This is a genomic window from Aporhodopirellula rubra (genome assembly GCF_014192335.1).
In the GTDB taxonomy this organism is placed as follows: domain Bacteria; phylum Planctomycetota; class Planctomycetia; order Pirellulales; family Pirellulaceae; genus Rhodopirellula; species Rhodopirellula rubra.
On sequence record NZ_JACHXU010000029.1, the window covers coordinates 46332 to 62299 of the forward strand.

General features: G+C 57.2%; 11 protein-coding genes. 2 read left to right on the forward strand and 9 right to left on the reverse strand.

Annotated elements, in window-relative coordinates; all coding sequences use genetic code 11:
* Positions 1-37: 37 nt before the first annotated feature.
* Positions 38-2698 carry a [protein-PII] uridylyltransferase gene (gene glnD, locus FHS27_RS27005; RefSeq protein WP_184308925.1) on the forward strand — a complete coding sequence of 887 codons (2661 nt, stop codon included), beginning with the start codon at positions 38-40 and terminating at the stop codon, positions 2696-2698.
* A gap of 161 nt (positions 2699-2859) precedes the next feature.
* Positions 2860-3876 (forward strand): Kelch repeat-containing protein, encoded by a 1017-nt coding sequence (locus FHS27_RS27010; RefSeq protein WP_184308927.1) that lies wholly within the window; start codon positions 2860-2862, stop codon positions 3874-3876.
* A gap of 397 nt (positions 3877-4273) precedes the next feature.
* Here FHS27_RS27010 and aspS read toward each other — a convergent pair whose 3' ends face one another.
* From aspS to ligA, 9 genes are all read right to left on the reverse strand, one after another.
* Positions 4274-6052, reverse strand: a complete 1779-nt coding sequence (aspS, locus tag FHS27_RS27015) for an aspartate--tRNA ligase (RefSeq protein WP_184308929.1) — start codon at positions 6050-6052, stop codon at positions 4274-4276.
* 291 nt (positions 6053-6343) lie between these two features.
* Positions 6344-8809: a YidC/Oxa1 family insertase periplasmic-domain containing protein gene (locus FHS27_RS27020; RefSeq protein ID WP_184308931.1), complete on the reverse strand. Its 2466-nt coding sequence runs from the start codon at positions 8807-8809 to the stop codon at positions 6344-6346.
* 139 nt (positions 8810-8948) lie between these two features.
* Positions 8949-9680, reverse strand: coding sequence for a hypothetical protein (locus FHS27_RS27025; protein ID WP_315854708.1), 732 nt, complete (start codon positions 9678-9680; stop codon positions 8949-8951).
* A gap of 46 nt (positions 9681-9726) precedes the next feature.
* Positions 9727-10608, reverse strand: coding sequence for an RAD55 family ATPase (locus FHS27_RS27030; protein ID WP_184308933.1), 882 nt, complete (start codon positions 10606-10608; stop codon positions 9727-9729).
* Positions 10609-10613: 5 nt separating this feature from the next.
* Positions 10614-11213, reverse strand: coding sequence for a peroxiredoxin (locus FHS27_RS27035; RefSeq protein ID WP_009103239.1), 600 nt, complete (start codon positions 11211-11213; stop codon positions 10614-10616).
* 70 nt (positions 11214-11283) lie between these two features.
* Entirely contained in the window at positions 11284-11595 is a 312-nt protein-coding gene (locus FHS27_RS27040) for a Dabb family protein (protein WP_044256764.1), read from the reverse strand.
* 96 nt (positions 11596-11691) lie between these two features.
* Entirely contained in the window at positions 11692-12747 is a 1056-nt protein-coding gene (locus tag FHS27_RS27045) for a ferrochelatase (RefSeq protein WP_184308935.1), read from the reverse strand.
* Between the two features lies 1 nt (position 12748).
* Complete coding sequence (locus FHS27_RS27050) at positions 12749-13258, reverse strand: acetolactate synthase (RefSeq protein WP_044256763.1); 510 nt, start codon at positions 13256-13258, stop codon at positions 12749-12751.
* 138 nt (positions 13259-13396) lie between these two features.
* Positions 13397-15481, reverse strand: a complete 2085-nt coding sequence (ligA, locus tag FHS27_RS27055) for an NAD-dependent DNA ligase LigA (protein ID WP_184308937.1) — start codon at positions 15479-15481, stop codon at positions 13397-13399.
* Positions 15482-15968 lie beyond the last annotated feature (487 nt).

The window sequence follows — 15968 nt, forward strand, 5'->3', positions numbered from 1 at the left end:
CGAGCATCCGGAATTTACGCTGTCCGATCTTAAACCCGTGGCTAAATCGATCTCGTTAGCATCCACGGCCCTACGGTACCGAGACCAACTCACGGAAGGACGGTCCCGGATCGAAGCGAGATTTCGAACCGGATTGCCGAGTTTTCAGACCGCGACAGCTCTGAGTGACCTCTACGATCAGATTGTCTGTTCGGTATTTGAGGATTCGCTTGAACAGGCTCTTGCTGGTGGTGCGAAGAGCCAGCACATCAATCGGCTGGCCTTGGTGGCCCATGGTGGCCATGGCCGTCGGGACCTGTCGCCCTATAGCGATGCGGATTTGATGCTGTTGACGCCTCGTATCAGTGCGTCGTGTGCCGCTCCGGTGGCGGGGAATTTGGTTCGCGACCTGACCGACGCGGGCATGGATGTCGGTTTTTCGGTTCGGACTCCTGCCGAAGCGTGTTCGCTGGCATGGACGGATCCAAAAATATACACGTCGTTAACTGAGTCGCGGTTGCTGTGCGGCGACGAGACGACGTATCGCCGGTTCTATGAATCATTCCGGGCCGGCGCCAAACGCCGCTGGAAATCGCTCAACCAGAAAGCGATCCAGACGCGGCGCGAAGAGCGTCGTAAATGGGGTGAAACGATCTATTTGCTTCGTCCCAATATCAAACGATCCCGAGGCGCACTTCGAGACATTCAATTGGTTCGGTGGCTCGGTTTTGCCACGCACGGTCAGACGGACCTCGCCCAGTTATCCAGTCTTGGTGCACTTTCAGGCGACGATCTGGAGACGCTGCGGCGGGCACATGGATTCATGCTTCGTCTTCGCCACGAGCTTCATTTCCGTGCCGGGCGTAGCCAAGACATCTTGGATCGACCAACGCAAATGGAGATCGCGCGTGACTGGGGATACCAGGGTGAGGTGGGGGTTTTGCCGGTCGAAGATTTCATGCAAGACTATTTCGAGCATACACGTGGAGTGCGTTATGTTTCGGCGTTTTTCGATGACGACCATCGCGCTCGGTCTCGCACCGCGACGGCGCTCGAGAAGGTGTTGTCGCGGCGTATTGATGACAAGATTCGTATGGGGCCGACGCACATTTGGGTGGTCTCTAAAAAGCTCGAATCGTTTGCGGTGAGTTTGCCCGACGTGCTGCGGTTGATGCAATTCGCCAATGAGAATCGCCGACGGATTGCTCATCCGACCTGGCAGGCGATTCGGGTGGCGATGCTGGACCGTCGCTTGAGTCCTCCGGATCCGCAGAGTGTGCAGTCTTTCTTGGCTTTGCTGAGTCAACCCGGTCGTTTGGCCTCATTGCTGCGACGTTTACATGAGCTGCGGATTATCGAGCAGTTGATTCCCGCGATGCGGCGATGTCGTGGGTTATTGCAGTTCAACGCCTACCATCAATTCACCGTCGATGCTCATTGTCTCCGCGCGGTGCAGGCGGCAACCGAGTTCGAGGACGATGACAGTGCGATGGGGCGGCGTTATCGTCGCATCAAAGACAAGACACTGTTGCACCTAGCACTTCTGATTCATGATCTGGGTAAAGGTTACGACGAAGATCACAGCGAGGTGGGACGACGAATCGCGGGTGAAGTTGCCGACGCGTTTGAGCTGGAGACGAGTCAAAAGGAGACGTTGCAGTGGCTGATACACAAACATTTGTTGATGAACACGGTTGCGTTCCGGCATGATCTCAACGACCCGGATGTCGTCCATGACTTTGCCGCCGAGGTGGGATCAGTGGGGCGGCTTGAATTGTTGCTCGTTCACAGTGTCGCTGACCTGATCGCCGTTGGGCCTGACGTGCTGACCGATTGGAAGATGAAGTTAATTGAGGATTTGTATCTGAGGACGCGTCGGTATTTCGAAACTGGAAATCTTCCCGGCGAGAACGATCCCGAACTCGACCAGCATCGGCAGGAGACCGTGGAGTTGATTCGAGCTGCAGGTGGCAGCGATTCTGTGGTGGATCTCGTCGGCGAATTGCCGCTGTCACTGCTGCGTCATCGCGCCAGCGAGGAGATTGCTCACGAGCTAATCCAGGTTGGACAATGGCTCGGCAAGGAAGAGGGCTGTTACTGTGCGGGACTGATCGAGCCCGACGGAGGCGCGGTTCGGTACAATGTGGTGGTTCGCCAAGGCGAGCGTCGGGTCGGGACGTTCGCTCGGATTACCGGGGCTCTCTATGCGTGTGGTTTGACGATCTTCCGCGCTAATATCGAGACTGTCGGTGAAGACCTCGTGTGGGACTCGTTCTGGGTCAGTGATCCAGACTTTGCCGATCAACCGCCCGTCGATCGGATTCAGAAAGTGTGTAGTGTGATCCGGAAAGCGATCGACGAACCGGACGCGCCGTTACCCGCCGCACGACGGGTTTGGAAGACGAAAGGCAACAGCGAGCCTGAGGTCGTGCACTTGTTGCCGACCAAGATCATTTTTGACAACGACACGTTTGACCATCAGACGATCTTGTCGCTCTTCACGTATGATCGGTTGGGATTGTTGTCGGAGATTGCCAAGGTGTTATTCGCCAATGATGTTTCGATTCAATTCGCAAAAATCGATACGCACCTGGATCAAATTGCGGACGTGTTCTATATCACCGACGCCAACGATCAACCGATTGTCGACTCGGACTATCAAAACCAAATTCGTGAAGCGATGCTTCAGGTGATCAACCGAGAAACAAACGCGTCGTAGCGGTGTTAGCTAGCACGCGATTGAATGCGTGCTGTGAATTGGTTCGCGAGTTGCGTCAAATGATTTGATGCGAACACCGCAGCGGGCGGTCAGTTTGGGCGTGTTGTTGCTATGATCGGTGTGTAATCGCATCGCTGTTTTGTCTGCTGAAGAGAGCTAGCATGAGTTTGTGTCGTCTCCGGGTTTGCCTGTCTGTTGTGACCGCGTTGGCGTGGGCAATCGTGTCCTTGGATGTTGCGATTGCGGAAAAAACAAGTGTGCCGATGCGGTGGCAGCCCTTGATTACCGAGGGAGCTCCGCATGCTCGACACGAGGCTGCGTTCGTCGAGTGCGACGGTCGGTTTTTCCTGATGGGAGGTCGTCGAATTAAGCCGGTTGATATCTTTCATCCGGAGACAAAGACGTGGACTCAAGGGGCCAAGCCGCCGATCGAAATTCACCATTTTCAACCAGTCGTTTGGGAAAATCGGATTTGGTTGGCCGGTGCGATGACGGGACGGTACCCGCACGAAACGCCGATCGATCGTATCATGATCTACGACCCGCGGACGGATGAGTGGTCGTGGGGGAGTGAGATTCCCGAAGACCGTCGGCGTGGCGGTGCCGGGGCAGTCATTCATGACGGCGGACTGTATTTGGTATGTGGAATCCGCAACGGACATTGGGACGGATGGGTGAATTGGCTCGATCGGCTGGATCTCAAAACCGGGCAATGGGAGCAATTGCCTGGCGCACCGAGGGTTCGCGATCACTTTCAAGTTGCCGTTGTCGGAGGCAAGCTCTACGCGGCGGGCGGTCGCAAGACCTCGGGAGTGAGCAAAGAGGTGTTCTCGCTGACGATCCCCGAAGTCGATGTTTATGACATTGAAAACGCGACGTGGACGACACTGCCCGAGGCGAGTGATATGCCGACACCGCGTGCGGGATGCTTTGCGATTTCCTTCGATGGAAAACTGCTAGTCGCCGGGGGCGAGAGTAGCGAACAGAAGACCGCATATTCGGAAATCCTAACGTTCGATCCGGGAACGCAGCAGTGGCAAACCACATCGACGTTTTCCGTTGGGCGTCATGGCACCGGCGTTATCTATTGGGACGGTGCGTTGTACACGAGTGCCGGCAGCGGTGGGCGCGGCGGAGGCCCCGAGTTGAATACCACTGAGATGTTGCGGTTGAAGTAGCTCGCGGGTTAGAGCGTTTGCAGTTTCGTTGTAGCCACCGTTGCCACACGGTGGCCCAAGTTCGGGCAAACGTAGTTGCTTCTGAAGACCTACGCATTTGCACGAAGTCTTTAAAGCGTTCTTAAAAGAGACTTAGCCGATGTCATCAGGCTTTGCGGGCCCAAGTTCTGCCTAATCCAGCGATGCTTAACGGGGCACTTCGTGAATGAAATGCTTTCGCAGATGCACGACGGTCCGCGTTTGTTGATCTTGGGGACCGGTTAATACCGGTCGTGATCGGTGTGAGTCGCGATCCGTTCGGGCTGGTGAAGCCCAGCCCGGAGTGGATTTTCTGAATGATCGAACAAAGACTATTTAACAAGCGTTTGTTCGCATCGAATTCAATTGCGATGGCGTGTTAGGTCTTTACCGAGACCGTTCGCAACTGCAGTTCGTTGAGTTGGGCGGAGTCGACTTCGCCAGGAGCCTGGGTCATCAAGTCGGTCGCCTTTTGAGTCTTCGGGAATGCGATGACTTCGCGGATGTTGTCCAATCCTGCGAACAGCATCACCCATCGGTCAACGCCGAGTGCGATTCCGCCGTGGGGTGGGGCTCCGAAACGCAAGGCATCGAGTAGGAAGCCGAATCGATCCTTGGCAGTCTCTTCGTCCATGCCTAGCAATTCGAAGACTTGTGATTGCACTTTGCTGTCGTGGATCCGAATCGTTCCACCGCCGGCTTCGCTGCCGTTGATCACCAAGTCGTATGCTTGAGCCCGGCATTTTTCGGGCGAGTCGACGAGGTGCGGGAGGTCTTCGGCCAAAGGTGCTGTGAACGGGTGGTGCATTGCGACGTAGCGGCCGCTTTCTTCGTCACGCTCGAACATTGGGAACTCGGTCACCCAGCTGCAGTTCAAATCGCCGGGTGAGTAAAGCTTCATCTCGGTAGCGAGACGTTTGCGGAGTCCCGAGAGGCCTTTGCAGGTGACTTCCCATGTGTCGGCGAGGAACATCAGGAGGTCGCCGGGTTCGCCGCCTAGCATTTCGCGAATTTCGGCGAGGTGTTCCGGATCGAAGTTCTTCGCGATCGGGCTCCACAGTGTTTGGTCGTCCTCAACGCGGAACCATGCGAGTCCCTTAGCGCCGAAGTCCTGTTGGACGTAGGCGGTCAGTTCGTCGATTTGGCGACGCGAGTAAAGGGTGGCCGCGCCTGGAACGCGAATACCACGTACGAAGTTGCCGGCGTCGGCGGTTCCGCGGAAGACACGGAATTCCGTTTTCGCAGCGACGGAGGTGACGTCAACGATTTCGAGCCCGAAGCGAAGGTCAGGGGCATCGCTGCCGAAGCGACGCATGGCTTCTTCGTAGGTCATTCGTGGCAGCGGCAGAGTGATGTCTTTGCCGAGGACCTGTTTGGCGGTCTTTGCGACGAGACCATCGATCAGGCCCATGATGTCGTCGGCGTCGATGAACGACATCTCAAGGTCGAGCTGCGTGAATTCAGGTTGACGATCGGCTCGCAGGTCTTCGTCGCGGAAACACTTGGCGACCTGCACATAGCGGTCAAATCCGGCGACCATCAGAATCTGTTTGTAGAGCTGTGGCGATTGCGGGAGAGCGTAAAAGTTGCCCGGGTGCACGCGGCTCGGCACGAGGTAATCGCGAGCTCCCTCGGGTGTGCTGCGTCCGAGAATCGGAGTTTCGACGTCGATGAAATCGTGCTCGGCGAAGTAATCTCGCATGCATTTGATGATCTCGCTGCGGCGGATTAGGGCATCCTGCATTTCTTTGCGGCGCAAATCGAGGTAGCGATACTTCAAACGCAGGTCTTCGCCGGGCAGGTCGGATTGGCCGGGAGTGAAGGGAGGCGTTTGGGCGGCAGAAAGGATTTCGAAATGCTCGCTGCGTACTTCGATTTCACCGGTGGCGAGTTTCGCGTTCACTTTGCCTTCGAGGCGATCGGCGACTTTACCGCGGATCAAGACGACGCTCTCGTTGGGAACGTGTCCGGCGGCGTCAATCAGTTCGGCGTTCGCTTCGGGTGGTCCTACAACGACTTGGGTGAGGCCGTACCGGTCTCGCAGGTCGATGAAAACGGCGCCTCCGTGGTCGCGTTTGTTTTCAACCCAACCGCAAAGGGTGACAGGCGAACCGACGTCGGATTTACGGAGTTGACCGCAGGTGTGGGTACGGAGCACAGGAGGGGAACCAAAGGCGTGTTGAAATGGAACAGGAAAACCGGACGCGTAAGATAAACGCTGGCGTGCAAACCGCAACGGGCGACACCTCACACCGGGAGAAACAGTCGCGGCTGGGCCGCCTGCTGCGAGCCCTCGACCCCGAGCTAGTCCGGCCGGAGTGCCAGCCGCGAATGGGCGGTCTTGGAAGGAGGTTTGAGGGCAGAGGCAGCACGAATGCCGCTCAGCGGCGGCAGGAATCAACCGGGCCGATACCGGCCGCCAGGGTGTGCGTACCGGGGACGAGAACGCTTAATTGCGTTTCTTGTTGGGTTTCGGGCGTTTTCGGTCGCGAGGCAGCGGTGCGGCGGGCTCTTCCGGATTCATCCGCTGACGCAGCCGATCGGCCCACGATCCGCCGCCATTGGGTGAATCAGTCGGCTTGCTCGGGGTGACCAGATCGCCGCCAGAATCATTGCCGCCGCGACGGTTGACTTTGCCTTCCAAGACGGTTTTGTCGAAATGGGGTGTCTTGGGCAGGGTTTTCTTAACCAGGATTCGCTCGCCGATGCCCCAGATGCTGCTCGTGATGAAGTAGATGCACAAACCAGCGGGGACGCGGAAGAAGAACAGACCCATGATGAGCGTCATGTAGCTCATCATTTTCTGTGTCATCGCGGTCTGTTCGTCCGTCGCCGGAGGCATGAACAGTTTTTGCTGGGCCAAGAACAGACCCATCACGATCACAGGCAGGATATTGAAGTACGGGCCGAGCCATCCGGTTCCGCGACCGGCCATGTAGTCCCACATCCAATCGCCCCAGTAGTACAACATGTCGGGGGCGGCGAGGTTCGATGCCCATGACGTCCAAGACGAGAATGCGGCTTGGCGGAGCTCGATATCGACCGACAGGGTGCGATAGAGACCGATGAAGATCGGCAGTTGTAGGAACATTGGGAGGCAGCCCGACATCGGGTTGAACCCGACCCGCTGCTGGAGTTCACGTTGGGCTCGAACGCGGCCCTCCATGTCGTCTTTGTATTGCTCCGAGATCTTCTTCAGTTCCGGGGCGAGTTCTTGCATGCGTTGAGCGTTGACGGCTGCTTTCCGCGAGAGCGGGAACATGGCTCCACGAACGATCACGGTGAGCAGGAAAATGGCCAACGCGTAGTTGCCGACGCCCGAGAGCACGTGCAAGAGTTTGCCGAGAAGTTTGGCAGGCCACGAGAACCAACCGTAGTAGATACAGTCATCGAGGCCGTACTGCGTGAACAGTTCAGGTTGTTTCGGGCCGGCGAACAATCGGAGGCTTTGTTTCAAGCTCGAACCGGCCGGGACTTCAGCAACGCCACTGTCGAGATAGAACGTTGTATTGACCGCACGTTCCTTGTTCTTTGGAATCTCGGAAGGCGAGGCAGCCAGGGTTGCGATCGCGCGGCGGAACGTATTGAGGGTTTGCTCGCCTTCCTTGGGGAGGTAAGCGACCGTGAAGTATTGAGCGTCGACACCGATGTAGGAAAGTTCGCGTTCGGGAGCCTGAGAATCGGGGGCGAACAGGTTTTGATCATCGGGGACTGAATCGTTGCGTGCCCGTTTGAGCAGTCCGAATCCGGAGACCAGTTCGTGGCCTTCGGCTTTGGTGCGGTAGACGAGATCGCGGGCAGCCGAGCCGCCCCAGTTAGGACTGATCTTGTTGCTGTACCACCAACCTTCGAGCGTGACGCCGTTGATGCCTTCGAGTCGATAGGCGAGTTGTTGAGACTCATCGGACCGGTTGTCGATTTGCACGTCCATGTCGAGCACAAAACTGCCCGGATGCAACGTGTAGGAACGCCGCAAACCGATCGCGTGACCGCCCGCGGCTTGGACTTCCTTTTCGCTCAGTTGGACGTCGAAGGAAACCGTTTGCGAGTTGGCGTTCGCGTTGTCGTCGTTGTTGACGTTCCAAACCAGATTGCTCGGGTCGTTGAGTGCGGCGATCGAACGTTCGCCAGGAGCGATTTCTCGGCGACCGATCTTTCCAACCGTGAGCAAAGATGACAACCGAGATAGGTTCCCTGGGACTTGATCGTCACCTGCGGTGTCGGCCAGGCGGACGAGGTCGAGAGGATGCTCACTCAGAGTCGCGTCAAATTGGATAACGGGACCGTCGCCTCGAATCACGTCGAGCGTGACGACGTCACCCGGTTTTGTATCTTCCAATGCATTTTGCAGGCCCGTGATGTTACTGACCGCGGTCGCGTTGATGGCGACGATTTCGTCACCGGCACGCAAGCCATTGGCAGTGCCTGATGATTTCGAAACGGCATTGGCGGCGGGCGTCCCCGGTCCGACAACGTTGACGACGACGCCATTGGCGGTTTCGGTCGGATCGGCGGCAAAATAGCCGAGGTATCCGCTGCGGACGTCGACCCGGCGATATTTCAGTCGTCCGTTCTCTTTGCGTTCGGTGACTTCGATGCGTTCGATGCCGGCGCCGCGACTATTGAGCGTGACGAGCAGCACATGTCCGCTCGTCGGATCCATCGATCCGAGAGTCGTCCATTGCGGCGATTCCGGGCGGACGACGGGGGCGTCCGATTCGTCGTCGGAATCAGCGTCCGTGTCGGTAGCATCCGGTGTTACTTGGGCAACCTCGGCGGGTTCGACAAGGCCCGCGGCCTCCGGTTCCGGTGGAGGTGCAATCGGCTGCGGCGGCACGAACATCGTCCGCAGCGACATGTAGATCAGGAAAAACGCTGTGGAAGCGAGAAGGAATGAGGAAAAGCGACGATCCACGAAATTATTGGCCGATCGAGATGGGCGGATGTTGGACGCCAATCGGCCATTGGAGGCACGGTTGGTGAAACCCGCATTCTGCCCGCTGGGGAGATTTTTGAAAAGGCAAACCGACTGAAGAACCCAAGATTGCTGTGAATCAGGCGGTCAGTGGTAACGGCGTGTTGCATAGTTCGTTGCAATATCGTGACAGGTCCTCAGACGAAACGCCCGCGTCGGTGCGGTCAAGGATGACCCAAGGCCGGGCTTTTCGAATGACGCCTTTTTCAAGAAATTCGCCGAAAACGCGTAAGTCGAGGCGTTTGCCGCTCGAGCGATGCTTCGTAAAAGGGGCGTCTTGAGGGCCGAGCAGAACCAATAGCTGGCCGTTGCCGTCGCCCGCACGGATCGCCGAGACGGAAACGTCATCGGGCAAATCGGCGGGGAGATTCGCGTTGGCGGTCTCGTCGAAACGGCCGATCGCGGTCAATTCCAGCGATGGGTCCGTGTCGAGGAGCGACGTTTGGATCGAAAAAGTCGGCTCCCACACGATACGCGTGGCCGATGCGTGCACGACTCGAATCGACAGACGTAGGCGGTATTGTCCTGTTACTTGTGGATAGTCAATTTTCCACGAATCGCCGCTGACGTATTGTTCACCCGAAACCGGCAGGGTATCGCTGCCAACATTGGCGACGCTGAGTTGGAAGCTACTGTCGGCGTCGCCGAGTGTGATGCCCCGTGCACCACCGGAGGCAGAGCAGATCCAGTCCTTGCCGTCGGATGACCAGGTTCCGGTCAAATCCGGTATGGCCGCTGTTTTCGGATCAGCGGTCGGTTCTTGAATCTGCCACATCGTGCGGTAACTCGGGCGAAGGGAGTGGGGAATCACGTCAACGTCACCGTTGATGATAACGGCATCGGACGTCGGCGAGAAACTAGGGAGCCAGCCGGAGTCCGTTTTCTTCGATCACGTATGGCACGATCGACTCGTCGCAGGCACTGCCGCGATGTTTGGTAATGTAAAGTGCGCGTCCCATTCGATTGCCTTCCCGCATTTTACCCATCAGGATGATCGTGTTCGCGTTGGACAGCAGGTCTCCGCTCTCGATCGGACGGGTGATCAAATCGTCGAGCATAACTTCGTGGCTGGTTGCGAGCAGCATGCCACCGATCGACTCGTGGTCGTAAGCTTTTTCGGCGACCTTTTCAGCATTCTCGCGATAGTGAACTCGGAATAGGTCTCGAGCGAGCCAATCGTGTTCTTTGCGAATGATTTGCTGATAGACGTATTCGAACAATTCGAGCTGGATCGATTCGGCAGCACGGTCGACCGGTTCGATGCCGTCGATGACAGCGCGGCGGACACCATGGACGAAGTTGCCATAGAAGAACGCGATGGCTTGGTCCAGTTTTTTGATCTGTTCGCTTTTCCAAAGTCGCCATTCGTCGGCGTCCATGTCCGCGGACGTCACGCGGCGACCGGCGTCTTGAAAAAGGTGCATCACGTCGCGTCGGGTTTGGTCGCGATTCCAAACTTGTTCCGCGTTGACGCGGCCGTTGATTGTCGCCGGAGCGAGGTCCCAGTCGAAGAGCCGGCGGGCGTAGTCGCGATGGTTTTGGGAATCGCCTCGCGAGGTGAGGTCAAAGAAGATTCCGCGTTCGCCTTCTTGCGCAGCACCTTGGTTGGCAAAACTCACACCGAGTTGCGTTTTGCCGATTCCCGTGGCGCCGAGCACCACGGTCAATTTTCCAGGCAACAACCCACCACCCAACATGTCGTCGAGTGGTGGGATACCTGTTTTCAATCGTTTAGACATTCAGTTCAGCTGGCTGAGTATTCAGCGCCGAAAAACTCTTTGCTGCCTTCGACGTCCGCCTTGATCGTGCGCGAGCCTTCTTGCCAGTTGGCGGGGCAGACCTCACCGTTGGCTTCGAAGTACTGCAGAGCCTGTACCATGCGAAGTGCTTCATCGACGCTACGGCCCAGTGGCAAGTCATTGACGACTTGGTGACGCACGACGCCGTCTTTGTCGATCAAGAACAATCCGCGAAGTGCGACGCCGCCGTCGAGCAGCACGTCGTAGTCTCGCGAGATTTGTTTGTTCAAATCCGAAACCAGTGGGTAGTCGGTTTTGCCGATGCCGCCTTGGTTGCGTGGCGTGTTGGTCCACGCGAGGTGCGAGAAGTGGCTGTCGACGGAAACGCCGATGATGTTCACGCCGAGCGCTTCGAACTCTTTGGCTCGGTCGCTGAATGCGATGATTTCAGTCGGGCAAACGAACGTGAAGTCCAAAGGCCAGAAGAACAGCAACACATACTTGCCCTTGTAATCGCTGAGCGAAAAATCATCTTTGAAGGTGCCGTTGGGCATGACGGCGGTTGCTGTGAAATTGGGGGCTTGCTGCGTGACCAAAACGCTCATTGTATGTCTCTCTGTAAAGTCTCTTGAAGGAATGGTTGGTTAACGTAACGGGATGGGGTCGCCGAGGCGATCAGTCACGGAGGTTGGTGTCGAAAACCTGGACTGAATCCCAGTTGTCTTTTTGTTGTTCGATGAATTTTAAGTGCCGCTCGGCAACCTGGTATTTGTCGTGTGCCGCTTGATCTGAAAACACGACATGCAGGGCCACGTCATAGTCCGCGTTGACGGGGCGGTCGTACCGCGGTTCGCGTTGGCCGACGGCGAAGTCCACAGTACCTTCGTGATTCGTCAAGTATTCTTCGCAGGCGTCGAGCAGTTTGGTGACCGACGCTTCATCGCGGTTTTTGAGTTTGAAGAAAACTTGATGGGCGAGTCGTGGCATGGTGTTGATTGGTTTAGGGGATTGGAGGTTGGGTGGTGAGGACGAATTCGGACACGTGAGGGACGCTAGTCAGCTCGGAAATGCCACTCGCAAACTTTAGCGATTCGGTCGCCCTGCCCCAACCGGGGACGGCGGTCGACGGGGTGTGTAAGTGCAGCAGTCCTGGGGGCAGACGTCGTGCCATGGGCCAAGATCGCCGATCGCAGGTTTTTCGTCTGTCAGCCCGAGACGTTCCGACACGAGGCCGCGGATCATGGACACAAACTCGGGGTGAGTTCCGGCGCTGGCCGCACGAGCCATCTTGATATTGCGTTCCTGGCATAAGGCGGCCGCTTCTTCGTCGAGGTCGAAGAGCACTTCCATGTGATCGCTGACGAAACCGATGGGGAGCACGATCAGTGACGACAGCTTTTGTTCGTCGTCGAGCCGAGCGATCGCGTCGAGGACGTCGGGTTCGAGCCATGGTTGGCTCGGCGGACCGCTGCGGCTTTGATAAACAAGATCCCAATCCGTCGCCCCGCAGGCTTCTGCGACGAGTCGGCTGGACTCGCGGAGTTGTTTCTCGTAATCGCAGTTGTCGGCCATGCCCATCGGGATGCTGTGCGCGGTGAACAGCACTTTCGTTTCACCCGGTGAAACGTCAATCGACTTGGCAGCGGTTTGAATGTTGTCCGCCATGGCCGCGACGAATCCGGGATGGTTGAAGCCCATGCGGACCTTCTCGACGATCGGCGCGCCGTCCCCGACTTCCTCGCGCGCGGCAATGATGTCTTCGCGATATTGCCGGCAACCGCTGTAGCAACTGAACATGCTGGTGAAGAACGCGAGCGTCCGTTTGCACCCGTCGGCTTTCATCTGACGCAGTGTCTCTGAAAAGTACGGTGTCCAATTCCGATTGCCCCAGTAAACGGGCAAGTCGATTCCGTTGGCTTCGAATTCGGATTTGATCGCGGCGAGCAGTTCGCGGTTGTGTTGGTTGATCGGGCTGATGCCGTCAAAGTGAGCGTAGTGCTCAGCGACTTCGAGCATTCGCTCGCGGGGAACGTTTTTGCCCCGCAGCACATTTTCGAGAAACGGCATGACGTCGTCCTGGCCTTCGGGGCCACCGAACGAGACCAGTAAAAAGGAGTCGTAGGGAGGAAGATCGGACATCTCAGACTCCGTCTCCCGTGGCGTCGTCGCCGTCGAGGTCCGCTTCCGTGATGATTCGGAAGCCCTTTTCGTGCAGCGTTTTCATCGCCATGTCGATACCTTCGACCATGATCGCGACGGCCGGTTTGCCATGTGGGCGAACGATCAGAGGGTAGGCCTGGATGATGTTCAGTTCCGCCTGAAGGAGCGCAGTGCAAACTCGCAAAAGTGGTTGCGGTCCTTCGGGAAGCTCGACGCCGATCAGGTCGGTTTCGATAATCGCCAAACCAGAGCGTTCGAGGATCTCGCGTCCGCGATCGGCATCACTGATCAAAAATCGCACGAACGCGCATTCAGCCGCATCGTTGATTGAAAGGGCAACAATGCGGATTCCTGTTCCCTCGAAACGGCGGACGACTTCCAAGAGTTGGCCGACACGGTTTTCGAGAAAAATAGTGAATTGACGGATCGCGGGAAATTCTCGGCCCCTCATCGTCTCGTAAGGGGTGTTCACTTCGGATCCAAAGCTCATGCGTCCGTTCTCGTTAGGTAGGCGGCGGGCGAAATCTGTACGGGAGTGTAGCGATAGGCGGTTTTCTCGGCAAACTGGCTAATCATGGAGGGGGATGCGCCGGCGAGGGGACCGGTTGTCGAGAGTGCCTCGGCCGGTCTACGCGTCGGTCTCGTAGCGTTTTCGGAACTCCTCCTCCGACAGGATCTCAACTCCCAGGCTTTCGGCTTTGTCTCGTTTGCTGCCCGCTTTGTCTCCTGCGATGACGAAATCGGTTTTCTTGCTGACGCTGCCGGCGGCCCTCCCGCCGAGGGCTTCGATTCGGGCTTTGATCTCATCGCGGGTGTAATGTTCAAGGGTTCCGGTGGCGACGACATTCTTGCCCGATAGCGGTAGCGAGCTTTCGTCGAGCTCGGACTCTTTGGGTTCGGGTTCGGCGAGCACAACGTCGACGGACGCGAGGTCGTCGAGCGTTTGGGAACCGACATCGCTTTGAATGAATCCCACAAGGCTTTCGGCGATGCGTTCTCCAATCTCGTGGATCGATGCGATCTCTTCGGCGGTCGCTTTCTTCAACAGTTCGACGTTCCAGAATTTAGCGGTGATCAATTTCGCAACGCGTGGACCGACGTGTCGAATGCTGATTGAAGACAACAGCCGAGCCAGTCCTCGCGAACGGCTGGCGTCGATTCCGGCGACCAAGTTTTCGGCGTTTTTGCGACCGAACTGAACGTCGATCATTTCGTCGCCCTTTCCTTTGCGTTGCCGCGGCCAAGTCAAGTCCGCGAGCGTGTCAACGTCGAGTCGGTAGAGATCGGCAAAGGAACTGACGAGTTGTTTTTGCAGCAGCAGGTCAACGACTTCTTCGCCGAGTCCATCGATGTCCATTCCCGCGCGGCTGCCGAAGTAGACGAGTCGTTGTCGCAATTGGGCGGGGCACTGCGGGTTGGTGCAGCGGATGTAAACGCCGCCCTCGTCGCGAGTCAGCGGCTCGCCACATTCGGGGCATTCGGTCGGGAATTGGTATTCGGGCAACGCTTTGGTTCTCGCGTGCTTCTCGACGCGGACGACCTTGGGGATGATCTTGCCCGCTTTCTCAACGACAACGAGGTCGCCGACTCGCACGTCGAGACGCTCAATCTCGTCCACGTTGTGCAGCGACGCACGTGACACCGTTGTGCCCGCGATTTCGACGGGCGTGAGATAGGCGACCGGCGTGATCGTTCCCGCTTTCCCGACTTGAACTTCGATCGCCTCGAGACGTGTGGTCGCTTCGTATCGTTCGAACTTGTATGCGATCACCCATCGTGGGCTCTTGCTGCGGATGCCGAGAGTTTCGCGTTGAGAGAAGGAGTCGACTTTGAAGACGATCCCATCGACTTCGAAGGGTAGGTCCGGCATTTCGACTTCGAGTTTGGCAACCGCTTCGAGTGCCGCGTCGATCGACTGAAGCGGTGTGGCGTCTGGTGTGCAAGGGACGCCGACGGATTTGACCCAGTTTAGAAAGGACATGTGGTCGGAGACGTCGAGACCTTCGATTTGGCCGTTGCCGTGGCAAAAGAAGCGAAGCTTTCGCTCGGCGGCAATCTTGGGATCGAGCAATCGAATGGTTCCCGCGGTCACGTTGCGGGTGTTCTTGTAAGGTTCGCCGCCGGCTTCGGTTTGGCGAACGTTGAGGTCAGCGAGGTCAGCTTCCGTCATGTAGATTTCGCCACGGAGTTCGGCGACGGCCGGTGGGTTCGGGCATCGCAGTGTCAGCGGCAGGTCTCGGATCGTTCGCACGTTGTGGGTGATGTCGTCACCAACGACACCGTTGCCGCGCGTGAGTGCGAGGGCGAGCCTGCCGTTTTCGTAGCGGATCGATCCGGCGACGCCGTCGATTTTGTATTCCATCACCCACGCCACGGATTCGCCGTCTTCGAGTGATCCTTCGAGCGATTTTTCGATTCGCTGCATCGCCGCTTTCAATTCTTCGCGGCTGTAGGTGTTGTCGATCGACAGCATCGGGACCTTGTGAGGCACCTGAACGAGGTGATCGACCGTGTCGCCACCGACGCGTTGGGTGGGAGAGTCGTCGGAGGCGAATTCGGGGTGTTTTTTCTCCAGGTTGATCAGTTCGGCCATTAACTGGTCGTACTGTAAATCCGAAATCTCAGGCGCCGCGGCTTGGTAGTAGAGATGATCGTGATGTCGAATCTGTTCGGCGAGTTCGTTGATTCGTTGTTGTGGGGTTGGGGACGCCATCGCCACTCCGGTGCGTGATTTGCGGGAGAGAAGTGCTGTTTGAGAAGAGATGCCCGGTCGGGGAGTCGTTCGACCAAGTCGGAGGATTCAACTCGGTACGAGCATTGGCCTGTTTTATGCGACCAATGCCAAATTCTATGCGACCAAGGCCCAATTCTATGCGACCAAGGGTCGGAGGACGCCCCCACAAGTGATCTGCTTAAGTGAACGAAATCCGCCGCTATGAATTGGTCGTTTATCGCCGCAATTGGGCACAGCGTGTTGCATTTTGCCGCATGGGCGGCGGAGGCAGCATTGCCTGAGTCCTCGATGACGCCGCTAATTGCGGCTTTAGGGGTCGTATGGCATTTCCAGGCTAGGGCATTTCTCTTCGCTGTCTGTCACGGCGGCTTGTGACGGTAGTATGATGCAGTTTACGACGTTTCACTTCCTTCAAAGGAGACCGTTTTTGAGTCCACTGAGGTGACTTCTGTCGCTTCAACGAGTT

Coding starts and splice junctions, on each gene's coding strand:
- FHS27_RS27045 (WP_184308935.1), bottom strand. CDS start 12,747: ATGTCCGATCTTCCTCCCTACGACTCCTTTTTACTGGTCTCGTTCGGT.
- FHS27_RS27030 (WP_184308933.1), bottom strand. CDS start 10,608: ATGTCTAAACGATTGAAAACAGGTATCCCACCACTCGACGACATGTTG.
- FHS27_RS27010 (WP_184308927.1), top strand. CDS start 2,860: ATGAGTTTGTGTCGTCTCCGGGTTTGCCTGTCTGTTGTGACCGCGTTG.
- FHS27_RS27035 (WP_009103239.1), bottom strand. CDS start 11,213: ATGAGCGTTTTGGTCACGCAGCAAGCCCCCAATTTCACAGCAACCGCC.
- ligA (WP_184308937.1), bottom strand. CDS start 15,481: ATGGCGTCCCCAACCCCACAACAACGAATCAACGAACTCGCCGAACAG.
- FHS27_RS27050 (WP_044256763.1), bottom strand. CDS start 13,258: ATGAGCTTTGGATCCGAAGTGAACACCCCTTACGAGACGATGAGGGGC.
- FHS27_RS27040 (WP_044256764.1), bottom strand. CDS start 11,595: ATGCCACGACTCGCCCATCAAGTTTTCTTCAAACTCAAAAACCGCGAT.